This is a genomic window from Pseudomonas sp. R1-43-08 (assembly GCF_003852255.1).
In the GTDB taxonomy this organism is placed as follows: domain Bacteria; phylum Pseudomonadota; class Gammaproteobacteria; order Pseudomonadales; family Pseudomonadaceae; genus Aquipseudomonas.
The window spans coordinates 3,780,975-3,805,163 of the sequence record NZ_CP027734.1 but is presented as its reverse complement, the minus strand read 5'-3'; the positions used below and the strand labels follow the sequence as shown (position 1 = coordinate 3,805,163).

Below are 24,189 nucleotides of genomic sequence, written 5' to 3'. Positions count from 1 at the left end.
AATGCGTTTTTCCTACCGATTATGACCGTGGGTTTCGCGGATAAATTCCATTCAGGCCGCAGGCGCTAATCGGGAGACGACTCAGTTTAAATCCCGCGTGTACAGCTAAAGAAGGGCTGGCACCACGTTCGCTATTGATTGTGCCTATCGGCATTTTTGACAAAAAAGCCATGACAGCAGGGAACTCCATCGCGACACTGGGCGCCATATACAGCATCACACAGGAGCCCTACATGTCGACTCAGCCCAAACAGATGACCGAAGACGAAGCCGCTGAATTCGCCGAGCAAGTCTTCGACGTCGCCCGCAAAGGCGACGCCGCCATGCTCGCAGTGCTCTTGACCAAAGGCTTGCCGGCCAACTTTCGGAATCACAATGGCGACACGCTGCTGATGCTCGCGGCCTACCACGGCCATGCCGAGGCAGTAAAAGTGCTGCTGGAGTTCAAGGCCGATCCGTTGATTGCCAACGATAAGAACCAACTGCCGATTGCCGGTGCGGCCTTTAAGGGCAACCTGGCCGTGGTCAAGGCGCTGATCGAGGGCGGAACCCCGGTTGAAGCGGCTTCTTCGGATGGGCGCACGGCATTGATGATGGCGGCCATGTTCAACCGCGTCGAAATGCTCGAATACCTGCTCGGCCAAGGGGTCAATCCCAAGGCTACCGATGCCCAGGGCGCGACGGCGCTGGCCGCGGCGCAGACCATGGGGGCCGTGGATACGGCGGCGTTGTTGCAAAAACTGGTGTAGGCTACGCGCCCTCGAAAACCCGCCCGTCACAGGACCATCCCATGAGAACCGCTCTCGTCGAACTCATCAGCAAAATCAGCGCCGGCGTCATGGCCGAGGACGAGGTGGCGCGTATTGCCGACGAAGCGGCTCAGGCCTACGCGGACCCTGCGGCTTTTCTGGCGGCCAATCCGGATATCAACTACGACGATACCTTCCCGATTCCGCTGGGGGAGTGGGTGGTAATCGGCAGCCTGCCGGACACTGTGTTGTTCCAGGCTGACAGCTACGCCGACCTGTTTGCCCAGATCGTCGCCTCGTTTGGTCCGGGCGTGGCGTTCAACCTCAAGCCCAAGCAACTGGCGAAGACCGAAGACCTGACGGCCCTCAACCGCATCCAGATCCAAATGAGCGCTCTGAGCCCGGAAGACGGCGGCTATGTGCTGCTCAACTTCAGCCAGTTGCTCGATGACGAAATCCAGGCCGTGCTGGTGTTCGGCAATGACCTGCCGCGCGTGCTGGAGCTGTGCGCCGAGGTCGGCATCCAGGCCGAACCGTCGCTGGAAGCCCTGAAGATTGCCGTACACGTCTGAAATAAAACGGAACCCCGGCCAGGGCTGACTATCCTACAAGGGCATGCCCTCACTTAGGAGCGACACCATGGGTTCCACTTTCAACGGCCTGATTGGCCTGATCATCCTCGCGCTGGATATCTGGGCGATCATCAACGTGTTCAAAAGCGGCGCGAGCACGGGCGCCAAGGTGCTGTGGATTTTGCTGATCCTGCTGCTACCGGTACTGGGCCTGATCATCTGGGCGATCGCCGGGCCGCGCGGTAACGTGCGCATCTGATCGCTCGCTCACTTCAAATCCAGAGTGAGCACAATAATGTGGGAGGGGGTTTGCTCCATGTAGGAGCGAGCTTGCTCGCGAAGAACTCAGGGCCCCCGCGTTTATTCAGAATGAACGCGTTGCCTGGACGTTTTTCGCGAGCAAGCTCGCTCCTACAAGGAGCAAGCCCCCTCCCACAGTTGTTTTCGGTATGCCTGGGAGATTTGTGTGTCGAAATATTCGCTGCACGAAATTTTCACATCCCATCCAAGACAATTCGCCCGCTTTATTCCGCTGCCACGGCTCTATCCCCTAGTTCCTATAAAGGCAGGCCGACGGCGCTCGTTAAGTAATTTATAGCGTTGATGCCGTTGATCGGGCACCATTTGCCCCACCGCGTTAACCGCCCACCCCGGCCAGCCTGGGCGAGGGACGGACGCCACTGCATTATTTCGCAACTTCAACTTCCAATGGGTCCTAAAACGACATGGCAAACCCGGACGCCCTGAATCAGCCGCGCGCTTCAAATCGCCTGCTGCAACCGACCGTCAAATCCCATCTGGCGTACACGCTGCTTTGCGCACTGGTCATGATGGTGATGTTCTCCCTGCTGCGCCTGGCGTTGCTGGTCTACAACCGCGAGATGATCCTCGACACACCGGCCTCGACCTTCCTGGAAGCGTTCGCCAATGGCCTGCGCCTGGATATCCGCCTGGTGATGTACCTGCTGATCCCGCTGCTGCTGGCGTTGTTCAGCGTACGGGCGATGGCGGCGCGTGGGTTCTTCCGCTTGTGGTTGACCGTCGCGTCCAGCATTGCGCTGTTCCTGGGCCTGATGGAGATGGACTTCTACCGTGAGTTCCACCAGCGCCTCAACGGCCTGGTCTTCCAGTATGTGAAGGAAGACCCGAAAACCGTGATGAGCATGCTCTGGTACGGGTTCCCGGTGGTGCGTTACCTGTTGGCCTGGGCCGTGGGCACGCTGATCCTGAGCATGGCCTTCAAGGGCGCCGACCGCGCAACGCGCCCGCGTGGCCCGTTCAGTGGCGGCAGCATCGGCACGCGCCCGGTGGCGCCGTGGTACAGCCGCATCGCGGTGTTCGTGGTGTGCCTGCTGGTCGCGGTGGTTGCCATCCGCGGCACCCTGCGCCAGGGTCCGCCGCTGCGTTGGGGGGATGTCTACACCACTGATTCGAACTTCGCCAACCAGCTTGGCCTCAATGGCACGCTGTCGCTGATCGCCGCCGCCAAGTCGCGCTTCTCCGAAGAGCGTTCCAACATCTGGAAGGCCACCCTGGAGCAACCGCTGGCCACCCAGACCGTGCGGGACATGCTGGTGCTGCCGAGCGAAAAACTGGTGGATACCGACACCGCTGCCGTGCGCCGTGATTTCACGCCACCGGCCGAGAAGACCCTGCCGATCAAGAACGTGGTAGTGATCCTGATGGAAAGCTTCGCCGGTCACTCGGTGGGCGCCCTGGGCCGTCCAGGCAACATCACGCCGTACTTCGACAAGTTGTCCAAGGAAGGCCTGCTGTTCGATCGCTTCTTCTCCAACGGTACCCACACCCACCAGGGTATGTTCGCCACCATGGCCTGCTTCCCGAACCTGCCGGGCTTCGAATACCTGATGCAGACCCCCGAAGGCAGCCACAAGCTGTCGGGCCTGCCGCAGTTGCTCAGCGCGCGGGATTTCGACGATGTGTATGTCTACAACGGCGACTTCGCCTGGGACAACCAGTCGGGCTTTTTCAGCAACCAGGGCATGACCAACTTCATTGGCCGCAATGACTTCGTCAACCCGGTGTTTTCCGACCCGACCTGGGGCGTTTCCGACCAGGACATGTTCAACCGTGGCCTGGAAGAACTGAAAGCCCGCGAAGGCGGCAAGCCGTTCTACGCGCTGCTGCAAACCCTGTCCAACCACACCCCGTACGCGTTGCCGACGCCATTGCCGGTCGAGAAAGTCACTGACCGTGGCAGCCTCAACGAGCATTTGACCGCCATGCGTTACTCCGATTGGGCGTTGGGCCAGTTCTTCGAGAAGGCCCGCAAGGAGCCGTACTTCAAGGAAACCCTGTTCGTGGTGGTGGGTGACCACGGCTTCGGTAACGAGCAGCAGATCACCGAGATGGACCTGGGCCGTTTCAATGTACCGATGCTGATGATCGCGCCGGGCATGCAGGAAAAGTTCGGCGAGCGTGACCACACCGTGGGCACACAGATCGATATTGTCCCGACCATCATGGGCCGCCTGGGCGGTGACACCCTGCACCAGTGCTGGGGCCGCGACCTGCTCAACCTGCCGGAAGGCGACAAAGGCTTCGGCGTGATCAAACCGTCGGGCAGCGACCAGACCGTCGCCCTGCTCACGGCTGACCGCGTGCTGGTCTTGCCCAAGGAAATGCCACCCAAACTGTGGCAATACGAACTGGGCGCCAACCCGACCGGCAAAGTAATCGCCGAATCGCCCGACGAAGCGGCGCTGAAGCAGAAACTCGAGTCGTTCCTGCAAACCGCCACCAAGAGCCTGCTGGATAACACCGCAGGCGTGGTAGACGGTAAGCCGGATTAACGGATCGGCAATAAAAAAGAGGCCTCATTGAGGCCTCTTTTTTTGTGCGTTGAAACGGTGTTTATATTTTGCCGAGTAACAACAGCACCAGCAGAACGACCAGCACTACGCCCAGGATACCCGACGGGCCATAACCCCAGTTACGCGAGTGCGGGAACACTGGCAGGCCGCCGACCAACAGTAGAATCAGGATAATGATCAGGATCAGGCTCATGGTTTTATTCCTTATAGGCCTTGCGTAAAGACCGGTTATTCAGCGGGAGTCTCGTCCACTTGATTATGGACGGCTTAACAACTCCGACTCTGTCACTTCACAGAAAATTCCGTATTTTTTTAAAGCAATTTGGTTGCTCGCTTATTTCTTTTAACACCTGCGAAAATACATCAACTTAGTTGAAAAATATTGAACTTAGGCTATGCGCGCGCATCCGACCGAGCCCACGGTTTGCCTGGAGCATTCATCACTCTGATGGTGCGTGGGCGCGGCAAAAACCTTCGCTACACTGCCGGTCACTCCACTGGTAAACCACAAGGCTACTTCCTATGCAAAACCGCATGATGATCACTGGCGCCGGGTCCGGCCTGGGTCGTGAAATCGCTCTGCGCTGGGCCCGCGAGGGTTGGCAGCTGGCCTTGTCGGATGTCAGCGAAACTGGCTTGCAGGAAACCCTCAGGCTGGTGCGCGAAGCCGGTGGCGATGGTTTCACCCAGCGCTGCGATGTGCGTGACTACAGCCAGCTCACCGCGTTCGCCCAGGCCTGCGAGGTAAAGCTCGGCGGCATCGATGTGATCGTCAATAACGCCGGCGTGGCGTCCGGTGGGTTCTTTGCCGAGTTGTCTCTCGAGGATTGGGACTGGCAGATCGCAATCAACCTGATGGGCGTGGTCAAGGGCTGCAAGGCGTTCCTGCCGCTGCTGGAAAAGAGCAAGGGGCGCATCATCAACATCGCCTCGATGGCCGCGCTGATGCAGGGGCCGGCCATGAGCAACTACAACGTGGCCAAGGCCGGTGTAGTGGCGCTGTCGGAAAGTCTGCTGGTGGAACTCAAGCAGCAGGAAATCGGCGTGCATGTGGTATGCCCGTCGTTTTTCCAGACCAATCTGCTCGATTCATTCCGTGGGCCGACCCCGGCGATGAAGGCGCAGGTGGGCAAGTTGCTCGAGAGTTCACCGATCTCGGCGACGCAGATCGCCGACTACATTTATCAGCGCGTGGCTGCCGGTGAGTTCATGATTCTGCCCCACGAGCAGGGGCGGATGGCGTGGACGCTCAAGCAGAAAAACCCGCAGTTGCTGTATGACGAGATGACGCTGATGGCCGATAAAATGCGCGCCAAGGCGCAGGCTACCAAAGCCTGATCTGGATGCGGTCTGTCAGGTAAATTACCTCTCCATGTAGGTGACGCCTGATTTGGCCGCGTGCCATTGCTGGTTACGCTTCAAGCGAGCAAGGTCGGGGGCCAGACACTCGAAAAGGACACCCGCCATGCTGGTCTTAAGCCGTGTTGTAGGCGAAACCATCGCCATCGGCGATGACATCGTCTTGCACATTCTCGAAATCAACGGGCGCCAGGTGAAATTTGGCATCGAAGCGCCCGTAGGGATCAGCGTGCATCGCGCTGAGGTCTACCGCAAAATCCTCGAACGCCAGGCCAGCGCCACTCATCCGGTGCCGGTACCTATCCCTTAGCCTCGCCGTCAGTCAAACAGGTGCTTGGGCACGTCGTGCTTGAGCATCAACTGGCATTGTTCGCTGTCCGGATCGAACACGATTAACGCCTGGCCCTTGGTCAGTGCCTGGCGTACGCGCAATACGCGGGTTTCCAGCGGTGTGTCGTCGCCATTGTCGGTGCCATCGCGGGTGACGAAATCTTCGATGAGGTGGGTCAGGGTATCGACTTCAAGCGCGTCGTAGGGAATCAGCATACAAGCCTCAGGTGTCAGGTCCCGGCGATGCTACTGTGCCGGGACCTTGGTTGCCAGTATCAGCTGTTGTCGGCGTCGGACTTCTGACCGACCAGGCTGTCCACCGACGGCACTCGGGTATCGCTCTCCATGTGCGTCTCATGCTCGATCTGATGGCTGAAGCGGTCCAGGGAGCCTTGGGCCGGTTGCGCATCGCTGGCAAAGACCGGTGGGCTGAGGATGTAGGCGCCGAGCAGCCGACTGAGGGCCGCCAGGCTGTCGATATGGGTGCGCTCGTAACCGTGGGTGGCATCGCAACCGAACGCCAGCAGGGCCGTGCGGATGTCATGCCCGGCGGTCACCGCCGAATGCGCATCGCTGAAGTAATAGCGGAACAGGTCACGGCGCACCGGCAGATCGTTATCCGCCGCCAGGCGCAGCAAGTGCCGTGACAGGTGATAGTCATACGGCCCACCGGAATCCTGCATCGCCACGCTCACCGCGTGTTCGCTGGAGTGCTGGCCGGGGGCGACCGGGGCGATATCGATACCGACGAACTCACTGACATCCCAGGGCAGGGCGGCGGCCGCGCCGCTGCCGGTTTCCTCGGTGATGGTGAACAGCGGGTGGCAATCGATGAGCAAGGGTTCGCCGCTGTCGATGATTGCCTTGAGCGCGGCGAGCAGGGCGGCGACGCCGGCTTTGTCGTCCAGGTGACGCGCGCTGATGTGACCGCTTTCGGTGAACTCCGGCAGTGGGTCGAACGCCACGTAGTCACCGATGCTGACCCCCAGGGAATCGCAGTCGGCGCGGGTCGCGCAGTAGGCGTCCAGGCGCAATTCGACGTGGTCCCAGCTCACCGGCATCTCATCCACGGCGGTGTTGAATGCATGCCCGGAGGCCATCAATGGCAACACGCTGCCGCGAATCACCCCGTTGTCGGTGAACAGGCTGACGCGGCTGCCTTCGGCAAAACGGCTCGACCAGCAGCCGACCGGCGCCAGCGTCAGGCGGCCGTTGTCCTTGATCGCCCGTACGGCGGCACCGATGGTGTCCAGGTGCGCGGAGACGGCGCGGTCAGGGCTGTTCTTCTGGCCCTTGAGGGTGGCGCGAATCGTGCCGCGCCGGGTCATTTCAAACGGGATGCCGAGTTCTTCCAGACGCTCGGCGACGTAGCGCACGATGGTGTCGGTAAACCCTGTGGGGCTGGGAATGGCGAGCATTTCCAGCAGGACTTTCTGCAGGTAGGCGAGATCCGGTTCGGGAATGGTTCGGGTCATGGAAACTCCTGATGGGTTGAGGGCGATCGTTCCCACGCTCTGCGTGGGAATGCAGCCCGTGACGCTGCGCGTCACAACAACGGACGCGGAGCGTCCCTTGAGGCATTCCCACGCGGAGCGTGGGAACGATCAGAGGTCAAGCGGCCGGCTGACTATGTGGAAACAACAAATCCACAAACTTCTCAGCGGTAGGTTGCGGTTCATGATTGGCCAATCCGGCCCGTTCATTGGCTTCAATGAACACGTAGTCGGGTTGATCCGCTGCGGGCACCAGCAGGTCCAGGCCGACCATGGGGATATCCAGCGCACGGGCGGCGCGCACGGCAGCGTCCACCAGGGTCGGGTGCAGGATCGCCGTGACATCTTCCAGGCAGCCGCCGGTGTGCAGGTTGGCGGTGCGGCGCACGGCCAATTGCACGCCGCGTGGCAGGACGCTGTGGTAGTCATAACCGGCGGCTTTCAGGGTGCGCTCGGTTTCCGCGTCCAGCGGGATCTTGCTTTCGCCGTCGGTAGCGGCCTGGCGCCGCCGGCTCTGGGCTTCGATCAAGGCGCGGATCGAATGCTGACCATCGCCTATCACTTCGGCCGGGCGGCGGATCGCAGCGGCGACGACTTCAAAACCGATCACCAGAATGCGCAGGTCCAGGCCTTCATGGAAGCTTTCGAGCAGCACCCGGCTGTCGAACTGGCGCGCCGCGTCAATCGCCGCTTGTACTTCCTCGATAGTCCGCAGGTCCACCGCCACGCCTTGGCCCTGCTCGCCATCCAGCGGCTTGACCACGATGCGTTGGTGCTCGTCGAGAAATTCCAGGTTGTCATCGGCGCTGCCTGCCAACTGTTGCGAAGGCAGCTGCAAACCGGCGGCCTTGAGCACCTTGTGGGTCAGGCTCTTGTCCTGGCACAAGGTCATGCTGATGGCGCTGGTCAGGTCGCTCAACGACTCTCGGCAACGCACGCGGCGCCCGCCGTGGCTGAGGGTGAAAAGCCCGGCATCTGCATCGTCCACGTGCACATCGATACCACGCCGATGGGCTTCTTCGACAATGATCCGCGCATAAGGATTGAACCCCGCCTGTGGCCCTGGGCCGAGAAACAGCGGCTGGTTGATGCCATTCTTGTGCTTGATCGCAAAGGTGGTCAGCGCGCGGAAACCGAGCTTGGCGTAGAGGCTCTTGGCCTGGCGGTTATCGTGCAGCACCGACAGGTCCAGGTAGCTCAAGCCACGGCTCATGAAGTGTTCCACCAGGTGGCGCACCAGCACTTCACCCACACCGGGGCGCGTGCATTGCGGGTCTACCGCCAGGCACCACAGGCTGCAACCGTTTTCCGGGTCGTGAAAGGCTTTCTGGTGGTTCAGGCCCATCACGCTGCCGATGATCGCGCCGCTGTCTTCGTCTTCTGCCAGCCAGTACACCGGGCCACCTTGATGGCGCGGGGTCAGGCGTTCAGGGTCGATGGGCAACATGCCGCGTCCCTGGTACAGCAGGTTCACCGCCTGCCAATCCGCTTCGCTTTGCACCCGACGGATACGGAAGCCGCGAAACACCCGGGTGGCGGGGCGGTAGTCACTGAACCACAGGCGCAGGGTGTCGGAAGGGTCGAGGAACAGCTGCTGTGGATCGATCCCCAGGATTTGCTGGGGCGCGGCCACATACAGCGCGATGTCACGCTCGCCGGGCTGTTCGTTGAGCAACTCCTGGGCGAGGCTGGCGGGGTCGGGAAAGGTATGCCCGATCAGCAAGCGGCCCCAGCCGCAATGCACGGCAATCGGGTCGGGGCCTTGGGCGCTGCCGTCTTCGGCAAGCCGGGCCTGCAGGCGCTCGTAGGTCGGCGCCTGGCCCTTGAGCAAGCGTTGGCTGTACGCCGCAGCATTAGGTTTCATCAATCAGATTCCTTGTTCGCTGAGCCACAGGTTCAACGCCGCCAGTTGCCACAGCTTGGAGCCACGCAACGGGGTCAACTGGCCCTGTGGGTCCGTCAGCAAGCGGTCGAGCATGGCGGGGTTGAACAGGCCACGGTCCTGGCTGGGGTCCAGCAACAGCTCGCGCACCCAGTTCAGGGTATCGCCCTGTAAATGCTTGAGGCCTGGCACCGGGAAGTAGCCTTTCTTGCGGTCGATGACTTCGCTGGGGATCACGCGGCGCGCGGCCTCCTTGAGCACCTGCTTGCCGCCGTCGGGCAACTTGAACTTGCCCGGCACGCGAGCCGAGAGTTCCACCAGGCGGTAGTCGAGAAACGGCGTGCGCGCCTCCAGGCCCCAGGCCATGGTCATGTTGTCGACGCGTTTGACCGGGTCGTCCACCAGCATCACCGTGCTGTCCAGGCGCAGGGCCTTGTCTACCGCAGCGTCCGCGCCCGGCATCGCGAAATGTTCGCGCACGAAGTCCCCGGCGGCGTCGTTGGCGGTCAGCCATTTCGGCGCGACGGTGGCGGCATAGTCGTCGTAGCTGCGGTCGAAAAATGCCGCGCGGTACGCCGCATACGGGTCGCTGGCGCCGTCCACCTGTGGGTACCAGTGGTAACCGGCGAACAGTTCGTCCGCGCCCTGGCCGCTCTGCACAACCTTGCAATGCTTGGCCACTTCCCGCGACAGCAGGTAGAAGGCGATGCAGTCATGGCTGACCATCGGCTCGCTCATGGCGCGAAAGGCCGCTGGCAGCTGCTCGATGATCTCGCTTTCGGCGATGCGCAGTTGGTGGTGGCGGGTGCCGTAGTGCTTGGCGATCAAATCCGAGTACTGGAACTCGTCGCCGCGCTCGCCGCCGGCGTCTTCAAAACCGATGGAGAAGGTCGACAAGTCTTCGACGCCCACTTCGCGCAGCAGGCCGACCAGCATGCTCGAGTCGACGCCACCGGAGAGCAGCACGCCGACGTCGACCGCCGCGCGTTGACGGATGGCCACGGCTTCGCGGGTGCTGTCGAGCACGCGGTCGGTCCAGTCTTCCAGGCTCAGGTTTTTTTCGTCATCACGGGGACCATAGGGCAGGGTCCACCAGGTTTGCTGTTCGGTCTTGCCGTCTGCATCGATGCGCATCCAGCTCGCTGGCGGCAGCTTTTCAATGCCCGCCAGCAGCGTGCGCGGCGCGGGCACCACGGCGTGAAAATTGAGGTAATGGTTGAGCGCGACCGGGTCGAGAATCGGGTTGATATCGCCGCCCTTGAGCAGCGCCGGCAACGCCGAGGCAAAGCGCAGGCGCTGGCCGGTGCGCGACAGGTACAGGGGCTTTACGCCGAGGCGGTCGCGGGCGATGAACAGCCGCTGGGCATCGCGCTCCCAGATGGCAAAGGCAAACATGCCATTGAGTTTGGGCAGCAGCGCTTCGCCCCAGGCGTGATAGCCCTTGAGCAGCACCTCGGTGTCGCCGCCGGAATAGAAGGCATAGCCCAACGCTTCCAGCTCTTGGCGCAGTTCCGGGAAGTTGTAAATCGCGCCGTTGAACGCCAGGGACAGGCCCAGTTGGGCGTCGACCATCGGTTGGGCGGAGCCGTCCGACAGGTCCATGATTTTCAGGCGGCGATGGCCCAGGGCAATCGGCCCTTGGGCATGGAAACCCCAGGCGTCGGGGCCACGAGGGGCGAGGTGATGCGTGATGCGTTCCACGGCTGCCAGGTCGGCAGGTTGATGATCAAAGCGTAACTCGCCAGCTAATCCACACATAAGTTCCTTACCGGTTTTTCCGTTGGGGAGGGGTCAATACTCAATACGCACCAAAAGGGCGCTTACCCAGAAACTGACCCAGGCACAACCCGGGAGTTTTAGAACGATAAGTTATAAGTGGACTTTAGCTAATGGCGCCGTCGCTTTCGCCGGTTCGCGCTCCGGGCGCTGGTCGCGCTTTGCCGCGAATCAATTCGCGCAGGGCAAACCGATTGGGATGGCAGGCCTGGGCAACGCTGACGGGCAACGGCAGCGGTTCGTTATCCAGCCACGCCGCCAGCAGTTGCGCCGATAAAGGCGCGGTGATCAGGCCGCGAGAACCATGGCCGCTGTTGATGTACACACCGTCCAGCCACGGGCACGGCGTATCGGGTACCTGGCGGGCGTCCTTGGCCAATACGCCATACGCTTCGGCAAACGCGCTTGCATCGGCCAGCGGGCCGACAATGGGCAGATAGTCGGGGCTGGTGCAGCGGAAGGCCGCTCGGCCCTCCAGGGTTTCAAGCGGCTGGGTGTCGGCGTGCAAGGCCTGCAGCAGGGCCGGGGAAATTTCCCGCAGCAGCGTCAGGTTATCGGCGTGTTCGGCGAGGGTAGGCGTGAGGTCCTCGCTTTTGAAATCGAAACTGGCGCCCAGGGTGTGTTCGCCCAAACGTGCCGGCGCAACATAACCTTGCCCGCACACCACCGTGCTCAACGCTCGGCTTTCGACGGTTTGCGCAAGGCTCGTGATTTGCCCGCGAATCCGCTTGAGCGGCAGCGCGGCGCTGAAGGGAAAGCGCTTGATCTCGGCGGCGCCGGCAAGCACCACCACGGGCGCGCTGGCGACTAGGGTGTCACCGTTGCGGGCCTGCCATTGGCCGTCGACGCGCTGCAACGTGAGCGCCTCCTGATGCAAGCGCACCTCCACGCCGGGATGACGCGCCTGCCACGCGCACAGGGCGGGCGGATTGACCCAGCCGCCTTCGGGGAAAAACAGCCCGCCCATCTCCAGCGGTATACCCGCGTGGGCTTGGGCCTGGGCCGCATCCACGCGGTGCAGCAGGTCCGGCGCGAAGGCCTCGGCCAGTTGAGCCTGGCGTTCGGCTTCCTTGGGATTGAACGCCAGTTGCAATACACCGCAGGCGTCCCAGTCCACCCCGCGCTGCAAATGCTCCAGCAGCCGACGGGTGTAGCCGAAGCCGCTGACAATCAACTGTGACAGCGCCGTGCCATGGGCCGACAGTTTCAGGTACAGCACGCCCTGCGGATTGCCCGAGGCTTCCTGGGCCAGGGCCGCATGACGTTCCAGCAGGCACACCTGCCAGCCGCGCGCGGCCAGACTGGCTGCGGTGCAGCAACCGGCCAGCCCGCCGCCAATCACCAAGGCCCGGCGTTCGCCCGGCTCCGGCGCCGGCCGGGCGAACCACGGCGCGCTGGTGACGGGACGCGGTGTGTGCTCGGGCCAACCGAGAAACTCCCCGCGCAAAATCTCCCACTTATGGCCAATGCCCGGCGTGCGTTTCATCTTGAACCCGGCGGCGTTGATCATCCGCCGTACCCAACCGGTGCTGGTGAAGGTGCTGATGGTCGAGCCCGGTGCTGCCAGGCGCGCCAGTTCGGCGAACAGCTCGGCGGTCCACATGTCTGGGTTTTTCGCCGGGGCGAAGCCGTCGAGAAACCAGGCATCGACCTGTGCATCCAGTTGCGGCAATTGCTCCAGGGCATCGCCGATCAACAGCGTCAGGGTCACGCGGCCGTGGTCCAGCACCAACTGCTGGAAGCCTGGATGGATGGCGATGTACTGCGCCAGTAATTGCTCGGCATAAGGTTCAAGCTCCGGCCACAGGGCCAGGGCGCGTTGCAGGTCGGCATGGCTCAGCGGGTATTTCTCCACGCTGACAAAATGCAGGCGTGCCCCGGCCACCGCGTGTTGGGCGAACAGCTGCCAGGCGCACAAAAAATTCAAGCCCGTGCCGAAGCCGGTCTCGCCGATGACCAGCCGCCCGCCCGCCGGCAAGGCGGCGAAGCGCTCCTGCAAACGGTTCTGTTCCAGGAACACATAGCGGGTTTCTTCAAGGCCCGACTGGGTGGAGAAGTACACGTCGTCGAACATCCGCGAATGCGGGCGGCCGTGGTCGTCCCAGTCGAGCTGGGCGTGGGCGATGGGGTCATGGGCGGCTCATAAATAAACAGCGGGCAAACACAGGCGGCCATTCTAGCCGATCGACACGCCATGAATTGAGCCATGGCAAGCCTCGGTGGAATTTCCTGCCGCGTGTCGCTGCCCAATCCGCTAATCTTGAGCCATCTTGAAACGGAGCTGCCCATGTTCGAATCCGCCGAAATCGGTCACGCCATCGACAAAGACACCTTTGAGGCCGCAGTGCCGGCCCTGCGCGAAGCCCTGCTGGAAGTGCAGTACGAGCTGCAACAGCAGAAGCGCTTCCCGGTGATCATCCTGATCAACGGTATCGAGGGCGCGGGCAAGGGCGAGACGGTCAAGTTGCTCAACGAGTGGATGGACCCGCGCCTGATCGAAGTGCGCACCTTCGACCAGCAGACCGACGAGGAACTGGCGCGCCCACCGGCCTGGCGCTACTGGCGGCAATTGCCGGCCAAGGGGCGCATGGGGATTTTCTTCGGCAACTGGTACAGCCAGATGCTGCAAAGCCGCGTTCACGACCAGATCAAGGACGCCCGTCTCGACCAGGCCATCGCCGGGGCCGAGCGCCTGGAGAAGATGCTCTGCGATGAAGGTGCGCTGATCTTCAAGTTCTGGTTCCACCTGTCCAAGAAACAGATGAAGGCGCGGCTCAAGGCGCTGGCCGATGACCCGCTGCACAGTTGGCGCATCAGCCCGCTGGATTGGCAGCAGTCCGAGACCTACGACAAATTCGTGCATTTCGGCGAACGCGTGCTGCGCCGTACCAGCCGCGACTATGCGCCGTGGCATGTGATCGAAGGGGTCGACCCCAATTACCGTGGGCTCACCGTGGGCAAGATTCTGCTCGAGGGCCTGCAAAATGCCTTGAAACTGCCCAAGGGCAAGGCCAGCGGCATGAACCCGGCGCCGTTGATCGCGTCGGTGGACCAGAAAAGCCTGCTCGACAGCCTCGACCTGAGCCTGCGCCTGGACAAGGACGATTACGAAGAACAGCTGATTACCGAACAGGCGCGCTTCTCCGGCCTGATGCGCGACAAACGCATGCGCAAGCATGCACTGGTGAGCGTGTTCGAGGGCAACGACGCGGCCGGCAAGGGCGGGGCGATTCGCCGTGTGGCGGCCGCGCTGGACCCGCGCCAGTACCACATCGTGCCGATTGCCGCGCCCAGTGAAGACGAGCGCGCCCAGCCCTACCTGTGGCGGTTCTGGCAGAAGATCCCGGCGCGGGGCATGTTTACCGTGTTCGACCGCTCCTGGTATGGCCGGGTGCTGGTGGAACGCATCGAAGGCTTCTGCACCCCGACGGACTGGATGCGCGCCTATGGCGAGATCAATGATTTCGAAGAGCAGTTGCGCAATGCCGGGGTGATCGTGGTCAAGTTCTGGCTGGCCATCGACAAGGACACCCAGCTGGAGCGTTTCCAGGCCCGCGAAGAGATTCCCTTCAAGCGCTTCAAGATCACCGAAGACGACTGGCGCAACCGCGACAAGTGGGATGACTACCGTGCGGCGGTGGGCGACATGGTCGACCGCACCAGCACTGAAATCGCGCCCTGGACCCTGGTGGAAGCCAACGACAAACGCTGGGCGCGGGTCAAAGTGCTGCGCACCCTCAACCGCGCGCTGGAAGACGCGTTTGCCAAGAGCGACAAGCACGACAAGAAGAAAAAGAAATGACCTGATCAGGGATGGTTGGTCGACCACCGTCCAAATGTGGGAGGGGGCTTGCCCCCGATAGCGGTGGGTCAGTTACTGATTTATTGACTGACACCCTGCTATCGGGAGCAAGCCCCCTCCCACATTTGATTTCCACACCCCAGGTAGACCGCATCCCGGCCTCATGCTTTTGCATCCATGCAGTGAATGATCATCGCGCCTGCCCAGGGCCCGGATCTATCCTCGATCCACAACCACAAGATCGAGGTAGCCCCATGCGTGAAGTAGTGATCGTCGACAGCGTGCGAACCGGCCTGGCCAAGTCTTTTCGCGGCAAGTTCAACCAGACTCGCCCTGATGACATGGCCGCCCATTGCGTCAACGCGCTGTTGAGTCGCAGTGGCATCGACCCGGCGTCGGTGGAGGACTGCATCGTCGGCGCCGGCTCCAATGAAGGCGCCCAGGGCTACAACATCGGGCGTAACGTGGCGGTGCTGTCACGCCTGGGCACCGGCACGGCGGGCATGACGCTCAACCGTTTCTGTTCGTCGGGCTTGCAGGCGATTGCGATTGCGGCCAACCAGATCGCCTCGGGTTGCAGCGACATCATCGTCGCCGGCGGCGTGGAATCCATCAGCCTGACCATGAAGAGCGTCAACACCGACCACCTGATCAACCCGCTGCTCAAAGAGCAGGTGCCCGGTATTTACTTGCCCATGGGCCAGACCGCCGAAATCGTCGCGCGGCGCTACCATGTCAGCCGCGAGGACCAGGACCTGTACGCCCTGCAAAGCCAGCAGCGCACGGCACAGGCCCAGGCTGATGGCCTGTTCGACGATGAAATCGTGCCGATGGCGGTCAAGTACAGCGTCGAAGACAAGCACACCGGCCAGGTGCAGGTACTCGATGGCGTGGTCGACCGCGACGACTGCAATCGCCCCGACACCACACTGGCCAGCCTCAGCGGCCTGAAGCCGGTGTTTGCCGAAGACGGTTCGGTGACGGCGGGTAACTCGTCGCAGCTGTCCGACGGCGCTTCGATGACCCTGGTGATGAGCCTGGAAAAAGCCCTGGCGCTGGGGCTCAAGCCCAAGGCGTTCTTTCGCGGGTTTACCGTGGCCGGTTGCGAACCGGACGAAATGGGCATCGGCCCGGTGTTCTCGGTGCCAAAACTACTCAAGGCCAAAGGCTTGCAGGTGGCGGATATCGACCTGTGGGAACTCAATGAAGCGTTTGCCTCACAGTGCCTGTACGCCCGTAATCGCCTGGAAATCGACAATGCCCGCTACAACGTCAACGGCGGCTCCATCGCCATCGGCCATCCATTCGGCATGACCGGCTCGCGGCAAGTGGGGCACCTGGTGCGGGAGCTGCAACGGCGTGATTTGCGCTATGGCATCGTCACCATGTGCGTAGGTGGCGGGATGGGGGCGACCGGGTTGTTTGAAGCCGTGCGCTAGGCTCCGTCAAAGGCAGGAGTCCTGGCACCCCGCGATCCAAATGTGGAAGGGGCGGTGCGACGATTCGACTTGCCCCCGATGGCTGCCTTGCAGCCGACCAGAATGTTGGATCAAGAATGGGCAAGTCATCCTGCATCGAAAAGATCAAAGGTTTTTAAACTGTTCCGTTAGCAAGGCTGCGAACTTGTCTTTTGCAGGATGAAACTTGACGTGTTTATTCCAGATGAAATAGTTCTTTATGGGTGGTAACTCACTGAATTCATAGCCGCTGATTCCACCCATTTTCCGAAACTGCTCATACATGCCCTTGGGCACTAACGACACTCCCGCTCCTGAACTGACGCACCCGAGTATGGTGCCATAACTGGCAATGCTTGTTATGGCGCTTGCTACGCCGCAATCAGCCAGCCAGTTTTCCAGCGACTTCCTGTAAGGACATCCTTCGGGCCACATGAATATGTTTTTCCCACCAAGATCCTGAGGTCCTCGGATTATCCCTGCAGACGCTGACGCAATTAATACGAGCTCTTCCTGATAGATTTCCACACATTCAATATCTGCGTGCTCAGGGCTCACAGCAATAATTGCACCATCCAGCTTAAGGTCAACCACATCATTAACCAACTGTGACCAAGTTGCCGTACTGAACTCCATTTGCACGGCAGGGTAGTGTTGATGATAGGCGGATAGCAGCTTGGGCAGTCTTCCTGTCGCAGCAGACTCTATTGCACCAATCTTCAATACCCCGCAAGCCACTGATGCAGGGTCAAGCGCTCGTCGAGATTCCTGGCACAGTGACAAAATTTTATTTGTGTATTCAAGAAACAATCGTCCGGAAGGGCTGATAACAAGCCCTCGGCCCTTTCGTATAAATAAGGAAGCGCCAAGCTCCTTCTCTAACGCTTTTATTCTGTTTGTTATGTTTGACGGAACGCAATGCAACAGTTCGGAGGCCCGAATGATACTGCCCTGATCGGCAACCACCTTGAACATAGTCAACTGTGAGAGTTCCATTGCATTGCTCACTAAAAGTGAATGATTGGCTCAGTATAAGTTACTTGTTGCAAGCTAATCAATAAATTATGTTATTGGCCCCTGAATCTGAATGCTGGCCGGAACTTTTATATGGGTGTTGAACAGGCTGCGATTGTATTAGGTTTTTTTGCTTTTTGCGGCGGGTTGATAGACGCTGCTGTTGGCGGCGGAGGGCTTGTACAATTGCCAGCGCTGCTTCACGCTTTACCTCAGTACAGTCTCGCCACGGTGTTTGGAACAAATAAGCTTGCCGTACTGGCGGGGAATTGTTCCTCTATATTCAGCTACCTGAAAAGGATAACGATCATATGGAAGTTAATGCTTCCCACCATGGTCTCGGCTTTTATTTTTGCGTTTGTTGGGGCCATGTCCGTCTCTATTATCCCTAAGAGGCTGATGGAGTACGTTGTGTTCTTTCTCTTGATAGCCATGGCAGGCTATACGTTTATCAAGAAAGATCTAGGATTGGCGAGCTCACACAAGCACTGCGGCACCAGGGAAGTTTTATTGGGCATTTTCTTCGGTGGTGTAATTGGTTTCTATGATGGCGTGTTCGGGCCCGGCAGTGGCAGTCTATTGCTCTTTGTGTTCGTTAAATATTTCGGTTTTGATTTTCTAAATGCCTCCGCTTCTGCAAAGCTGGTTAACTTAGGAACTTTCAGCGCGGCCCTTATATTTTTTGTGCCATCCGGCAACGTATTGTGGGCAATAGGCGGAGTGGTGGCCCTGTGTAATATTGCAGGTTCCCTGACCGGGGTTTTCCTGGCGCTAAGATATGGCAGCAGGTTTATCAGGGTGTTCTTTTTGATTCTGCTGATATTTTTAATAGGAAGAATGGGGCTGGCGCTCGGTTCGTAGCCCGTTGCCATCACCTATCCGTTCGGACATACCCCCCGCTCCGCAGCTATATTCTTCGGTTGCAAATCCCCAATAAAGTTTGTTGTTTGTTTAGTGCGTGTAGCCCTATTCTTACGGATATGCCCTGCGCTAAATTATTCGCATTAACTCGCGTGTAGTCCCATTCCTTCAGTCAATTTCAAAGTTTTGGCAAAGTGCCATAATTTTCCTGCAAGCCTTGATATCAAAGGCTACATCGTTAAAAGAAACAGCTGGCTTACTTCTTCAAGTGTGAAGCGGACACTTGCCCGGCGTTGAGTGTGGTCCTGAAATGCAATACAAAAAGTTGGAAAAGCAGCTCAGGAACACCCCCCTCAATGCATGGGTGAAACCGCCTTTTTAACCAGCCCTGCGCCTAACGGTGACAGGGCTTCTTAATGACACTTGTTAAGTGGGAATCTGTAGATGAAAACCAAAATGAAAGCTGTGCTGTTGTCTGTCGGTCTGCTGGCGGGTTCGGTGTCTATGGCGCACGCGGCAGATGGAACGGTTACGTTTTTGGGGTCGGTCCATTCGGGCGCTTGCTCTATCAAGCCTGACTCCGTTGATCAAACTGTTCGCCTGGGGGCAATTGCCAAGCATCAGTTGCAATCGGGCGGCAAGTCGGAGGCCCGGCGCGTGCTGATCGAACTGGAAGGGTGCGACCTGACGGGCCTCACTGACAATACGGTCACCACCACCTTCACCGGCGCGCCATCCGGCGCTGTACCGGGCGCGATCGGTACGGTCGGCGGTGCTGGCGGCGTGGGCATCATGATGACCCATGGCGGCGCGCCGGTTGAGTTGGGCGTACCTACCGCCCCGCAAATCATCGCCGCTGGGGATAACACCCTGGAATTCGGTGCCTATGTACAAGGCGCCGCCACCGCCCCGATCGTGCCCGGCGACTTCAGCGCGGTCACCAATTTCACCTTGGCTTATCAGTAAGTTGTGCCCCCGCCACCCGGTGTGGCGGGGGAACGCTGACGGGAGATCCAGGTGAACACATTCCTACGTCTGGCTATCGCCTCTTCACTGACGACGTTCATCAGCCCTTGCGTGGTCGCCCAGGCGTCTGCGCAAGGCGATGGGGTCGTGCAGTTGGGAGGGGAAGTGGTTGATTCCGCCTGCGGGCTGGAATTGGCCAGTATCGATCAAACCATCGAGATGCCGCCCGAACCGGTTGGCCGGCTCTTGCGCAACACACGGGGCGAAGACCATCCCTTCCAGTTGCGTCTGGTCAATTGCTCGTTGACCCGCCCCGACCCGTTGCGCCCAGGTGAAACCCTGCCGGACTGGGAGCACATGCGCGTGACGTTCGATGGCCCCACCGACAGGGCAGGGCTTTCCTTCGCGGTCTTTGGCGAGTCGCAGGGGGTTGCCCTGCACATCGTGGACGCTGCCGGCGAGGAAAGCCTTCCGGGGCAACGCATGGCGCCGGTGCCGCTGGCGGAGGGCGACATGACACTCAACTACCGGTTTTTCCTGGTGGGCAACGGCTTGCCATTGGCAGTCGGGGCTCACAGTGCCGCGGTGCGGTTCAAGTTGGAATACTTTTGAACAGTGATGGACAGGCTTGCATGTTGAATACGTCGAAAATCAAAAATACGCTCCGTCCCGGACTGTTGGGCGGGTTGATGTCACTGGCGGGCACTGCAATGGGCGCTGGCGATATCGAGTTCAATACCGACGTTCTCGATTTGGGTGATCGCACTAATATCGACTTGTCTCGATTTGCGCGCAGCGGCTTCATTCTGCCAGGCACTTACACAATGGCTGTGCAACTGAACGCCCAGCCTATTCCTGAACAATCGGTGGCGTTCTATCCCCCGATAACGATCCCAAGGGCAGCCAGGCCTGTTTGTCGCACAGTCTGGTCGAGCAACTGGGCCTGAAAGCCTCCGAAGCCGACAAACTGACCTGGTGGAAAGACGGCGAGTGCCTGGATATCACCAGCTTGCCGGGCATGGAGGTGAGTGGCGATCTGGCCACCTCGAGCCTGAGCATCAACCTGCCCCAGGCTTACCTTGATTACAACGCCCTCCATTGGGATCCGCCTTCGCGATGGGACGAGGGCGTGCCGGGGCTGCTGCTGGACTACAGCCTGACGGCGCAGTCCAACTACCAGAAGAATGACGGCCAGCGCAAAAATCTCAGTGGCAACGGCACCGTCGGGGCCAATGCCGGCGCCTGGCGCATAAGGGCCGATTGGCAGGGGCGGGTGGAGAGTGGCCGGCAAGAAGCGGCGGGGCCGCAAAAGCTGGAGTGGAGCCGCTACTACGCGTATCGCGCCATTCCTGCGCTGCAGGCGCGCCTGGTGGTGGGTGAGAGCTACCTGTATTCGGACCTGTTCGACAGCTTCCGCTTCACCGGCGCTTCGCTCAACTCGGATCAGAGCCAGCTGCCCCCCAACTTGCGGGGTTACGCGCCGGAAGTGGTCGGGGTGGCCAAGACCAATGCAAAAGTCATCATCAGCCAGCAGGGGCGTGTGCTCTACGAGACGCTGGTCGCGGCCGGTCCTTTTCGCATTCAGGACCTCAATGATGCGGTGACCGGCAAGCTGGATGTGCGCGTGGAAGAACAGGACGGTTCGGTGCAGACCTTCCAGCTCAACACCGCCGGTGTGCCTTACCTGACGCGCCCAGGCCAGGTCCGCTACAAGCTGGCGAGCGGGCGACCGTCCAATCTGCAGAACGGCTCCGATGGCAACGTCTTCGGCACCGGAGAGTTTTCCTGGGGCGTGAGCAATGGCTGGTCGTTGTTCGGTGGGGGGATCACCGATAACAACTATCGGGCGTTATCCGTGGGCGCGGGCCGCGACTTGCTGGCGTTCGGCGCCGTCTCGCTGGATGTCACGCAGTCCCATGCCAGCGTGTGGAACGAGACGCTCTCGGGTAAATCCTACCGCCTTCAATATTCCAAGAATTTCGAACAGTACGACAGCCAGGTGACGTTCGCCGGCTACCGCTTTTCCGAGAAGAACTTCCTGAGCATGAGTGAATACCTGGACGCCCGGTATTACGGGCTGAACGGCGAACTCGGCGGGCGAGGGGATTATCGGGACGCCAATGAGGGGTGGAAGCCGATCGGCGGCAGCAAGGCGCTGTATACGGTGACGGTCAACAAGCAGTTTCGTGACCTGGGCGCCACCGTCTACGCCAGTTACAACAAGCAAACCTACTGGGATCGGCCGGACACGCAGCGCTGGAACCTGTCGCTGTCGCGCTACTTCAATGTGGGCACGGTCAAGAACATGAGCCTGTCCCTGAACATGTACCGCACCCAGGAATACAACTATCAGGATAACGGCATGGCGCTGACGGTCAGCCTGCCGTTGGGGCGTACCGGCACGCTCTCGCTGGATGCCAGTCGAGCCGCCGGCAACAACAATGTTGCCACGCGCTACAGCGACCGCCTCGATGAGCGCAACAGCTATCAGCTCAGCGCGAGCGACACCTCCGCCAGCGGTTACCTGAGCCATATGGGCGACCACGCCGACATCGATGTGAGCGCCGGCAGGCAGCAGGGCGGTTCCGGCAGCCTCAGTGTCTCTGCGCGCGGCGGGGCCACGGTCACGGCCTACGGTGCCGCGCTCCATCGCACCACCAGTACTGGCGGCACTCGCCTGATGGTCGACACCACCGGAGTGCCCGATGTGCCCGTACGTGGTTATGGCGCGCCGACGCGCAGCAATGCCTTCGGCAAGGCCGTGATCTCGGATATCAGCAGTTATCAGCGTACCGCCGCCAGTGTCGATCTGGAGCGCCTGCCGAGCAACGTCGAAGCCACTCAGTCGGTCACGCAACTGACGCTCACCGAAGGGGCGATCGGTTATCGCTCGCTGGACGTGATCGCCGGCGAAAAAGCCATGGCGGTGCTGCGCCTGGCGGATGGCAGTTCGCCGCCCTTCGGCGCGACGGTGAAGAACCTCAAGCAACAAGACACCGGCATTGTGAATGACGGCGGCCACGTCTACCTGAGCGGCATCCAGGCCGGCGAGCAGATGTCCGTCAGTTGGGGCGGCGACGAGCGCTGCCTGCTCACGCTGCCCGCCACCTTGCCCGCCGATGGTTTGACCGACGCCCTGCAATTGCGCTGCCAAGTGGTAGCCGCTGACCCCTTCTTGCCCGAGCCCGCCGGGCTGACCGGCAAGCCTACCGATACGGAGAACACAGCCTCATGAGACCGACCACACGTTCCACATTCCCGGCCTTTGCACTGTTGGCCCTGGGCTTGAGCCAGAGCGCCAACGCGGCGGTGGGCCTGGACCGTACCCGGGTGATTTTCGACGGTGGCAAAGACGCCACCAGCGTGAACATCACCAACAACAACACCCAGCTGCCCTATCTGGCCCAGGGCTGGATCGAGGATGAAGCCGGTCAGAAAATCACCACGCCGTTGATCGTGCTGCCACCGGTGCAACGCTTGGAGCCGGGCAAACAGAGCCAGGTGAAAGTCCAGGCGTTGCCGGCGGCCAAGGCGCTGCCGCAGGACCGGGAGACGGTGTACTACTTCAACCTGCGGGAGATCCCGCCGCGCAGTGATAAGTCCAACACCCTGCAGATTGCCCTGCAAACCCGCATCAAGTTGTTCTACCGGCCGCAAGCCATTGCGCCGAGCCAGCAGGACCTGTCCAACCCCTGGCAGGAGAAACTGACCCTGACCCGTGAAGGCGATCAATACCGGGTAAACAACCCGACGCCGTATTACGTGACCCTGGTGGATGCGCGCAGCAGCAAGGATGGCAAAACCGTGCAGGGCTTCACGCCACTGATGGTGCCACCCAAGGGTGCGTTGACCCTGGGGGCCACGGCCAAGGCGCTGGGGACAAGCCCTTATCTGGCCTATGTAAACGATTACGGCGGGCGCCCGGTGCTGGCCTTCAGTTGCACGGGCGACACTTGCAAGGTGAACCCCCAGGCCGCGCCGGCGAACGAGTAATGCTGCTGGAGAACGTCATGAAGTCGCGAAAAGTGAAGGTCCTGGGCGGCCTGTTATGGGTCATGGCGATGGGGGCACAGGCGGCGGATGAGGAGGATATCGAAGGCATGAGCGGCATGCTCAATGTGCTCGGCTCCATGCATGAGTCGCCTTGCAGCCTGGAAATGAGCTCCCTGCACCAGACCGTCGATCTGGACGCGGTGTCGACCAGCCAGTTGCAACGCCCCGGCGACCAGGCGACCGCCAAGGCCTTTCAGCTGCGGTTCACCGATTGTCTGCGCACCGCCGGCCGCATACGCAATGAGCGTACGGGGAACCTGACCTGGAGCGCCTACCAACCGGTGCTGTCGGTGCTGTTCGAGGCGCCGGCCGATGCCGACGATCCACGGCTGGTCAAAGTGCAGGGCGTCACCGGCATGGGCCTGCAGTTGACCGACGCCCTCGGCCGGGACGTGCAACTGGGCACACGCGGTCAGCCGCTGTTTTTGCCCGTGGGCCGCAATACCCAGACCTGGAATGTGCGGCCCACGCGCACCGCTGCGCCGTTGACCAGCGGGGCATTCAGGGCCGTCGTGGAAGTCAGGCTCAATTATGAATAAGGGGGCAGCGATGGCTAAATCAATCGGTTTGATCGCCGGCGGCGTGTTGCTGGCGGTCTGCCAGGGCGTGCAGGCCGAGACCAGCTTGACCATTCGCGCGGTGATCATTGCGCCTCCGCCGTGCGTCATCAACGGTGGCAGCACCCTCGATGTGCCGTTTGGCAATGACCTGCAGACGTCACGGGTCGACGGGGTCAACTACCGTCGCGATGTGCCGTATACGGTCACCTGTGATTCGCCGTTCAGTAATGCGTTGACCCTGGAACTCAAGGGCACGGTGGCGTCGTTTGACAGTCGCGTGCTCTCGACCCGCAAGGCCGATCTTGGGGTCAGGCTGTTTGTGAATGGCGCGGACTGGCCGCTGAATACGGCAGTGAATTTTACCTACCCCAATTTCCCCGTGGTACAGGCGGTGCCGGTCAAGCGTGCGGGCAGCACGCTGACCGGCGGGGCCTTCGATGCCGCCGCGACCCTGGTGGTCGATTACCAATGATGGCTACCG

Annotated in this window: 21 protein-coding genes and 1 pseudogene; 15 read left to right on the top strand and 7 right to left on the bottom strand. The window is 60.8% G+C overall.

Annotated features, from left to right (window positions below):
* Positions 1-233: 233 nt before the first annotated feature.
* The 4 genes from C4J87_RS17380 to C4J87_RS17365 all read left to right on the top strand — a co-directional run bounded on the left by C4J87_RS17380 (position 234) and on the right by C4J87_RS17365 (position 4,134).
* Complete coding sequence (locus tag C4J87_RS17380; RefSeq protein ID WP_124367792.1) at positions 234-749, top strand: ankyrin repeat domain-containing protein; 516 nt, start codon at positions 234-236, stop codon at positions 747-749.
* Between the two features lie 41 nt (positions 750-790).
* Entirely contained in the window at positions 791-1,321 is a 531-nt protein-coding gene (locus C4J87_RS17375; RefSeq protein ID WP_124367791.1) for a hypothetical protein, read from the top strand.
* Between the two features lie 67 nt (positions 1,322-1,388).
* Positions 1,389-1,580: a PLDc N-terminal domain-containing protein gene (locus C4J87_RS17370; protein ID WP_003172956.1), complete on the top strand. Its 192-nt coding sequence runs from the start codon at positions 1,389-1,391 to the stop codon at positions 1,578-1,580.
* Positions 1,581-2,046: 466 nt separating this feature from the next.
* Positions 2,047-4,134 (top strand): LTA synthase family protein, encoded by a 2,088-nt coding sequence (locus C4J87_RS17365; RefSeq protein WP_124367790.1) that lies wholly within the window; start codon positions 2,047-2,049, stop codon positions 4,132-4,134.
* Positions 4,135-4,195: 61 nt separating this feature from the next.
* Here the strand turns inward: C4J87_RS17365 and C4J87_RS17360 are convergent, their stop codons facing one another.
* Positions 4,196-4,348 carry a DUF3309 family protein gene (locus C4J87_RS17360; RefSeq protein WP_003192767.1) on the bottom strand — a complete coding sequence of 51 codons (153 nt, stop codon included), beginning with the start codon at positions 4,346-4,348 and terminating at the stop codon, positions 4,196-4,198.
* A 329-nt stretch (positions 4,349-4,677) separates the two neighbouring features.
* Between C4J87_RS17360 and C4J87_RS17355 the strand changes: the two genes are divergently transcribed.
* Together C4J87_RS17355 and csrA are read left to right on the top strand one after the other, a co-directional pair.
* A complete protein-coding gene (locus C4J87_RS17355; protein ID WP_124367789.1) occupies positions 4,678-5,493 on the top strand; it encodes an SDR family oxidoreductase in 816 nt (271 codons plus the stop codon).
* A 127-nt stretch (positions 5,494-5,620) separates the two neighbouring features.
* A complete protein-coding gene (gene csrA / locus C4J87_RS17350) occupies positions 5,621-5,824 on the top strand; it encodes a carbon storage regulator CsrA (RefSeq protein WP_124367788.1) in 204 nt (67 codons plus the stop codon).
* Between the two features lie 8 nt (positions 5,825-5,832).
* On the opposite strand, the gene C4J87_RS17345 is transcribed toward csrA, so the two are convergent.
* From C4J87_RS17345 to mnmC, 5 genes are all read right to left on the bottom strand, one after another.
* The gene (locus C4J87_RS17345) at positions 5,833-6,060 is read right to left on the bottom strand and encodes a YheU family protein (protein ID WP_124367787.1); all 228 of its coding nucleotides are present in this window, start codon (positions 6,058-6,060) and stop codon (positions 5,833-5,835) included.
* A gap of 59 nt (positions 6,061-6,119) precedes the next feature.
* Positions 6,120-7,319: an osmoprotectant NAGGN system M42 family peptidase gene (locus C4J87_RS17340; protein WP_124367786.1), complete on the bottom strand. Its 1,200-nt coding sequence runs from the start codon at positions 7,317-7,319 to the stop codon at positions 6,120-6,122.
* 136 nt (positions 7,320-7,455) lie between these two features.
* Positions 7,456-9,201, bottom strand: coding sequence for an N-acetylglutaminylglutamine synthetase (ngg, locus tag C4J87_RS17335; RefSeq protein WP_124367785.1), 1,746 nt, complete (start codon positions 9,199-9,201; stop codon positions 7,456-7,458).
* Positions 9,202-9,204: 3 nt separating this feature from the next.
* The gene (locus C4J87_RS17330; protein WP_124367784.1) at positions 9,205-10,977 is read right to left on the bottom strand and encodes an N-acetylglutaminylglutamine amidotransferase; all 1,773 of its coding nucleotides are present in this window, start codon (positions 10,975-10,977) and stop codon (positions 9,205-9,207) included.
* Positions 10,978-11,101: 124 nt separating this feature from the next.
* Entirely contained in the window at positions 11,102-13,120 is a 2,019-nt protein-coding gene (mnmC, locus tag C4J87_RS17325; protein WP_124367783.1) for a bifunctional tRNA (5-methylaminomethyl-2-thiouridine)(34)-methyltransferase MnmD/FAD-dependent 5-carboxymethylaminomethyl-2-thiouridine(34) oxidoreductase MnmC, read from the bottom strand.
* Positions 13,121-13,282: 162 nt separating this feature from the next.
* Here mnmC and pap point away from each other — a divergent pair, with 162 nt between their 5' ends.
* A complete protein-coding gene (pap, locus tag C4J87_RS17320) occupies positions 13,283-14,797 on the top strand; it encodes a polyphosphate:AMP phosphotransferase (protein ID WP_124367782.1) in 1,515 nt (504 codons plus the stop codon).
* Positions 14,798-15,051: 254 nt separating this feature from the next.
* Complete coding sequence (locus C4J87_RS17315) at positions 15,052-16,236, top strand: thiolase family protein (protein ID WP_124367781.1); 1,185 nt, start codon at positions 15,052-15,054, stop codon at positions 16,234-16,236.
* Positions 16,237-16,380: 144 nt separating this feature from the next.
* Here C4J87_RS17315 and C4J87_RS17310 read toward each other — a convergent pair whose 3' ends face one another.
* Complete coding sequence (locus C4J87_RS17310; protein WP_124367780.1) at positions 16,381-17,250, bottom strand: LysR substrate-binding domain-containing protein; 870 nt, start codon at positions 17,248-17,250, stop codon at positions 16,381-16,383.
* A 111-nt stretch (positions 17,251-17,361) separates the two neighbouring features.
* Between C4J87_RS17310 and C4J87_RS17305 the strand changes: the two genes are divergently transcribed.
* The 7 genes and pseudogenes from C4J87_RS17305 (at position 17,362) to C4J87_RS17275 (ending at position 24,180) form a co-directional block, all read left to right on the top strand.
* Positions 17,362-18,129 carry a TSUP family transporter gene (locus tag C4J87_RS17305; protein WP_124367779.1) on the top strand — a complete coding sequence of 256 codons (768 nt, stop codon included), beginning with the start codon at positions 17,362-17,364 and terminating at the stop codon, positions 18,127-18,129.
* Between the two features lie 444 nt (positions 18,130-18,573).
* On the top strand, positions 18,574-19,095 hold the full coding sequence (locus tag C4J87_RS17300; protein ID WP_124367778.1) for a fimbrial protein: 522 nt from the start codon (positions 18,574-18,576) through the stop codon (positions 19,093-19,095).
* A 51-nt stretch (positions 19,096-19,146) separates the two neighbouring features.
* On the top strand, positions 19,147-19,707 hold the full coding sequence (locus C4J87_RS17295; protein WP_124367777.1) for a fimbrial protein: 561 nt from the start codon (positions 19,147-19,149) through the stop codon (positions 19,705-19,707).
* A 20-nt stretch (positions 19,708-19,727) separates the two neighbouring features.
* Positions 19,728-22,330 (top strand): annotated as a pseudogene (locus C4J87_RS17290) (outer membrane usher protein).
* Positions 22,327-23,088, top strand: a complete 762-nt coding sequence (locus C4J87_RS17285) for a fimbria/pilus periplasmic chaperone (protein ID WP_124367776.1) — start codon at positions 22,327-22,329, stop codon at positions 23,086-23,088. The pseudogene C4J87_RS17290 and the gene C4J87_RS17285 overlap by 4 nt, the downstream one beginning before the upstream one ends.
* A gap of 17 nt (positions 23,089-23,105) precedes the next feature.
* Positions 23,106-23,687: a fimbrial protein gene (locus C4J87_RS17280; RefSeq protein ID WP_124367775.1), complete on the top strand. Its 582-nt coding sequence runs from the start codon at positions 23,106-23,108 to the stop codon at positions 23,685-23,687.
* Positions 23,688-23,697: 10 nt separating this feature from the next.
* Complete coding sequence (locus C4J87_RS17275; protein ID WP_124367774.1) at positions 23,698-24,180, top strand: fimbrial protein; 483 nt, start codon at positions 23,698-23,700, stop codon at positions 24,178-24,180.
* The last annotated feature ends 9 nt before the right edge of the window (positions 24,181-24,189 follow it).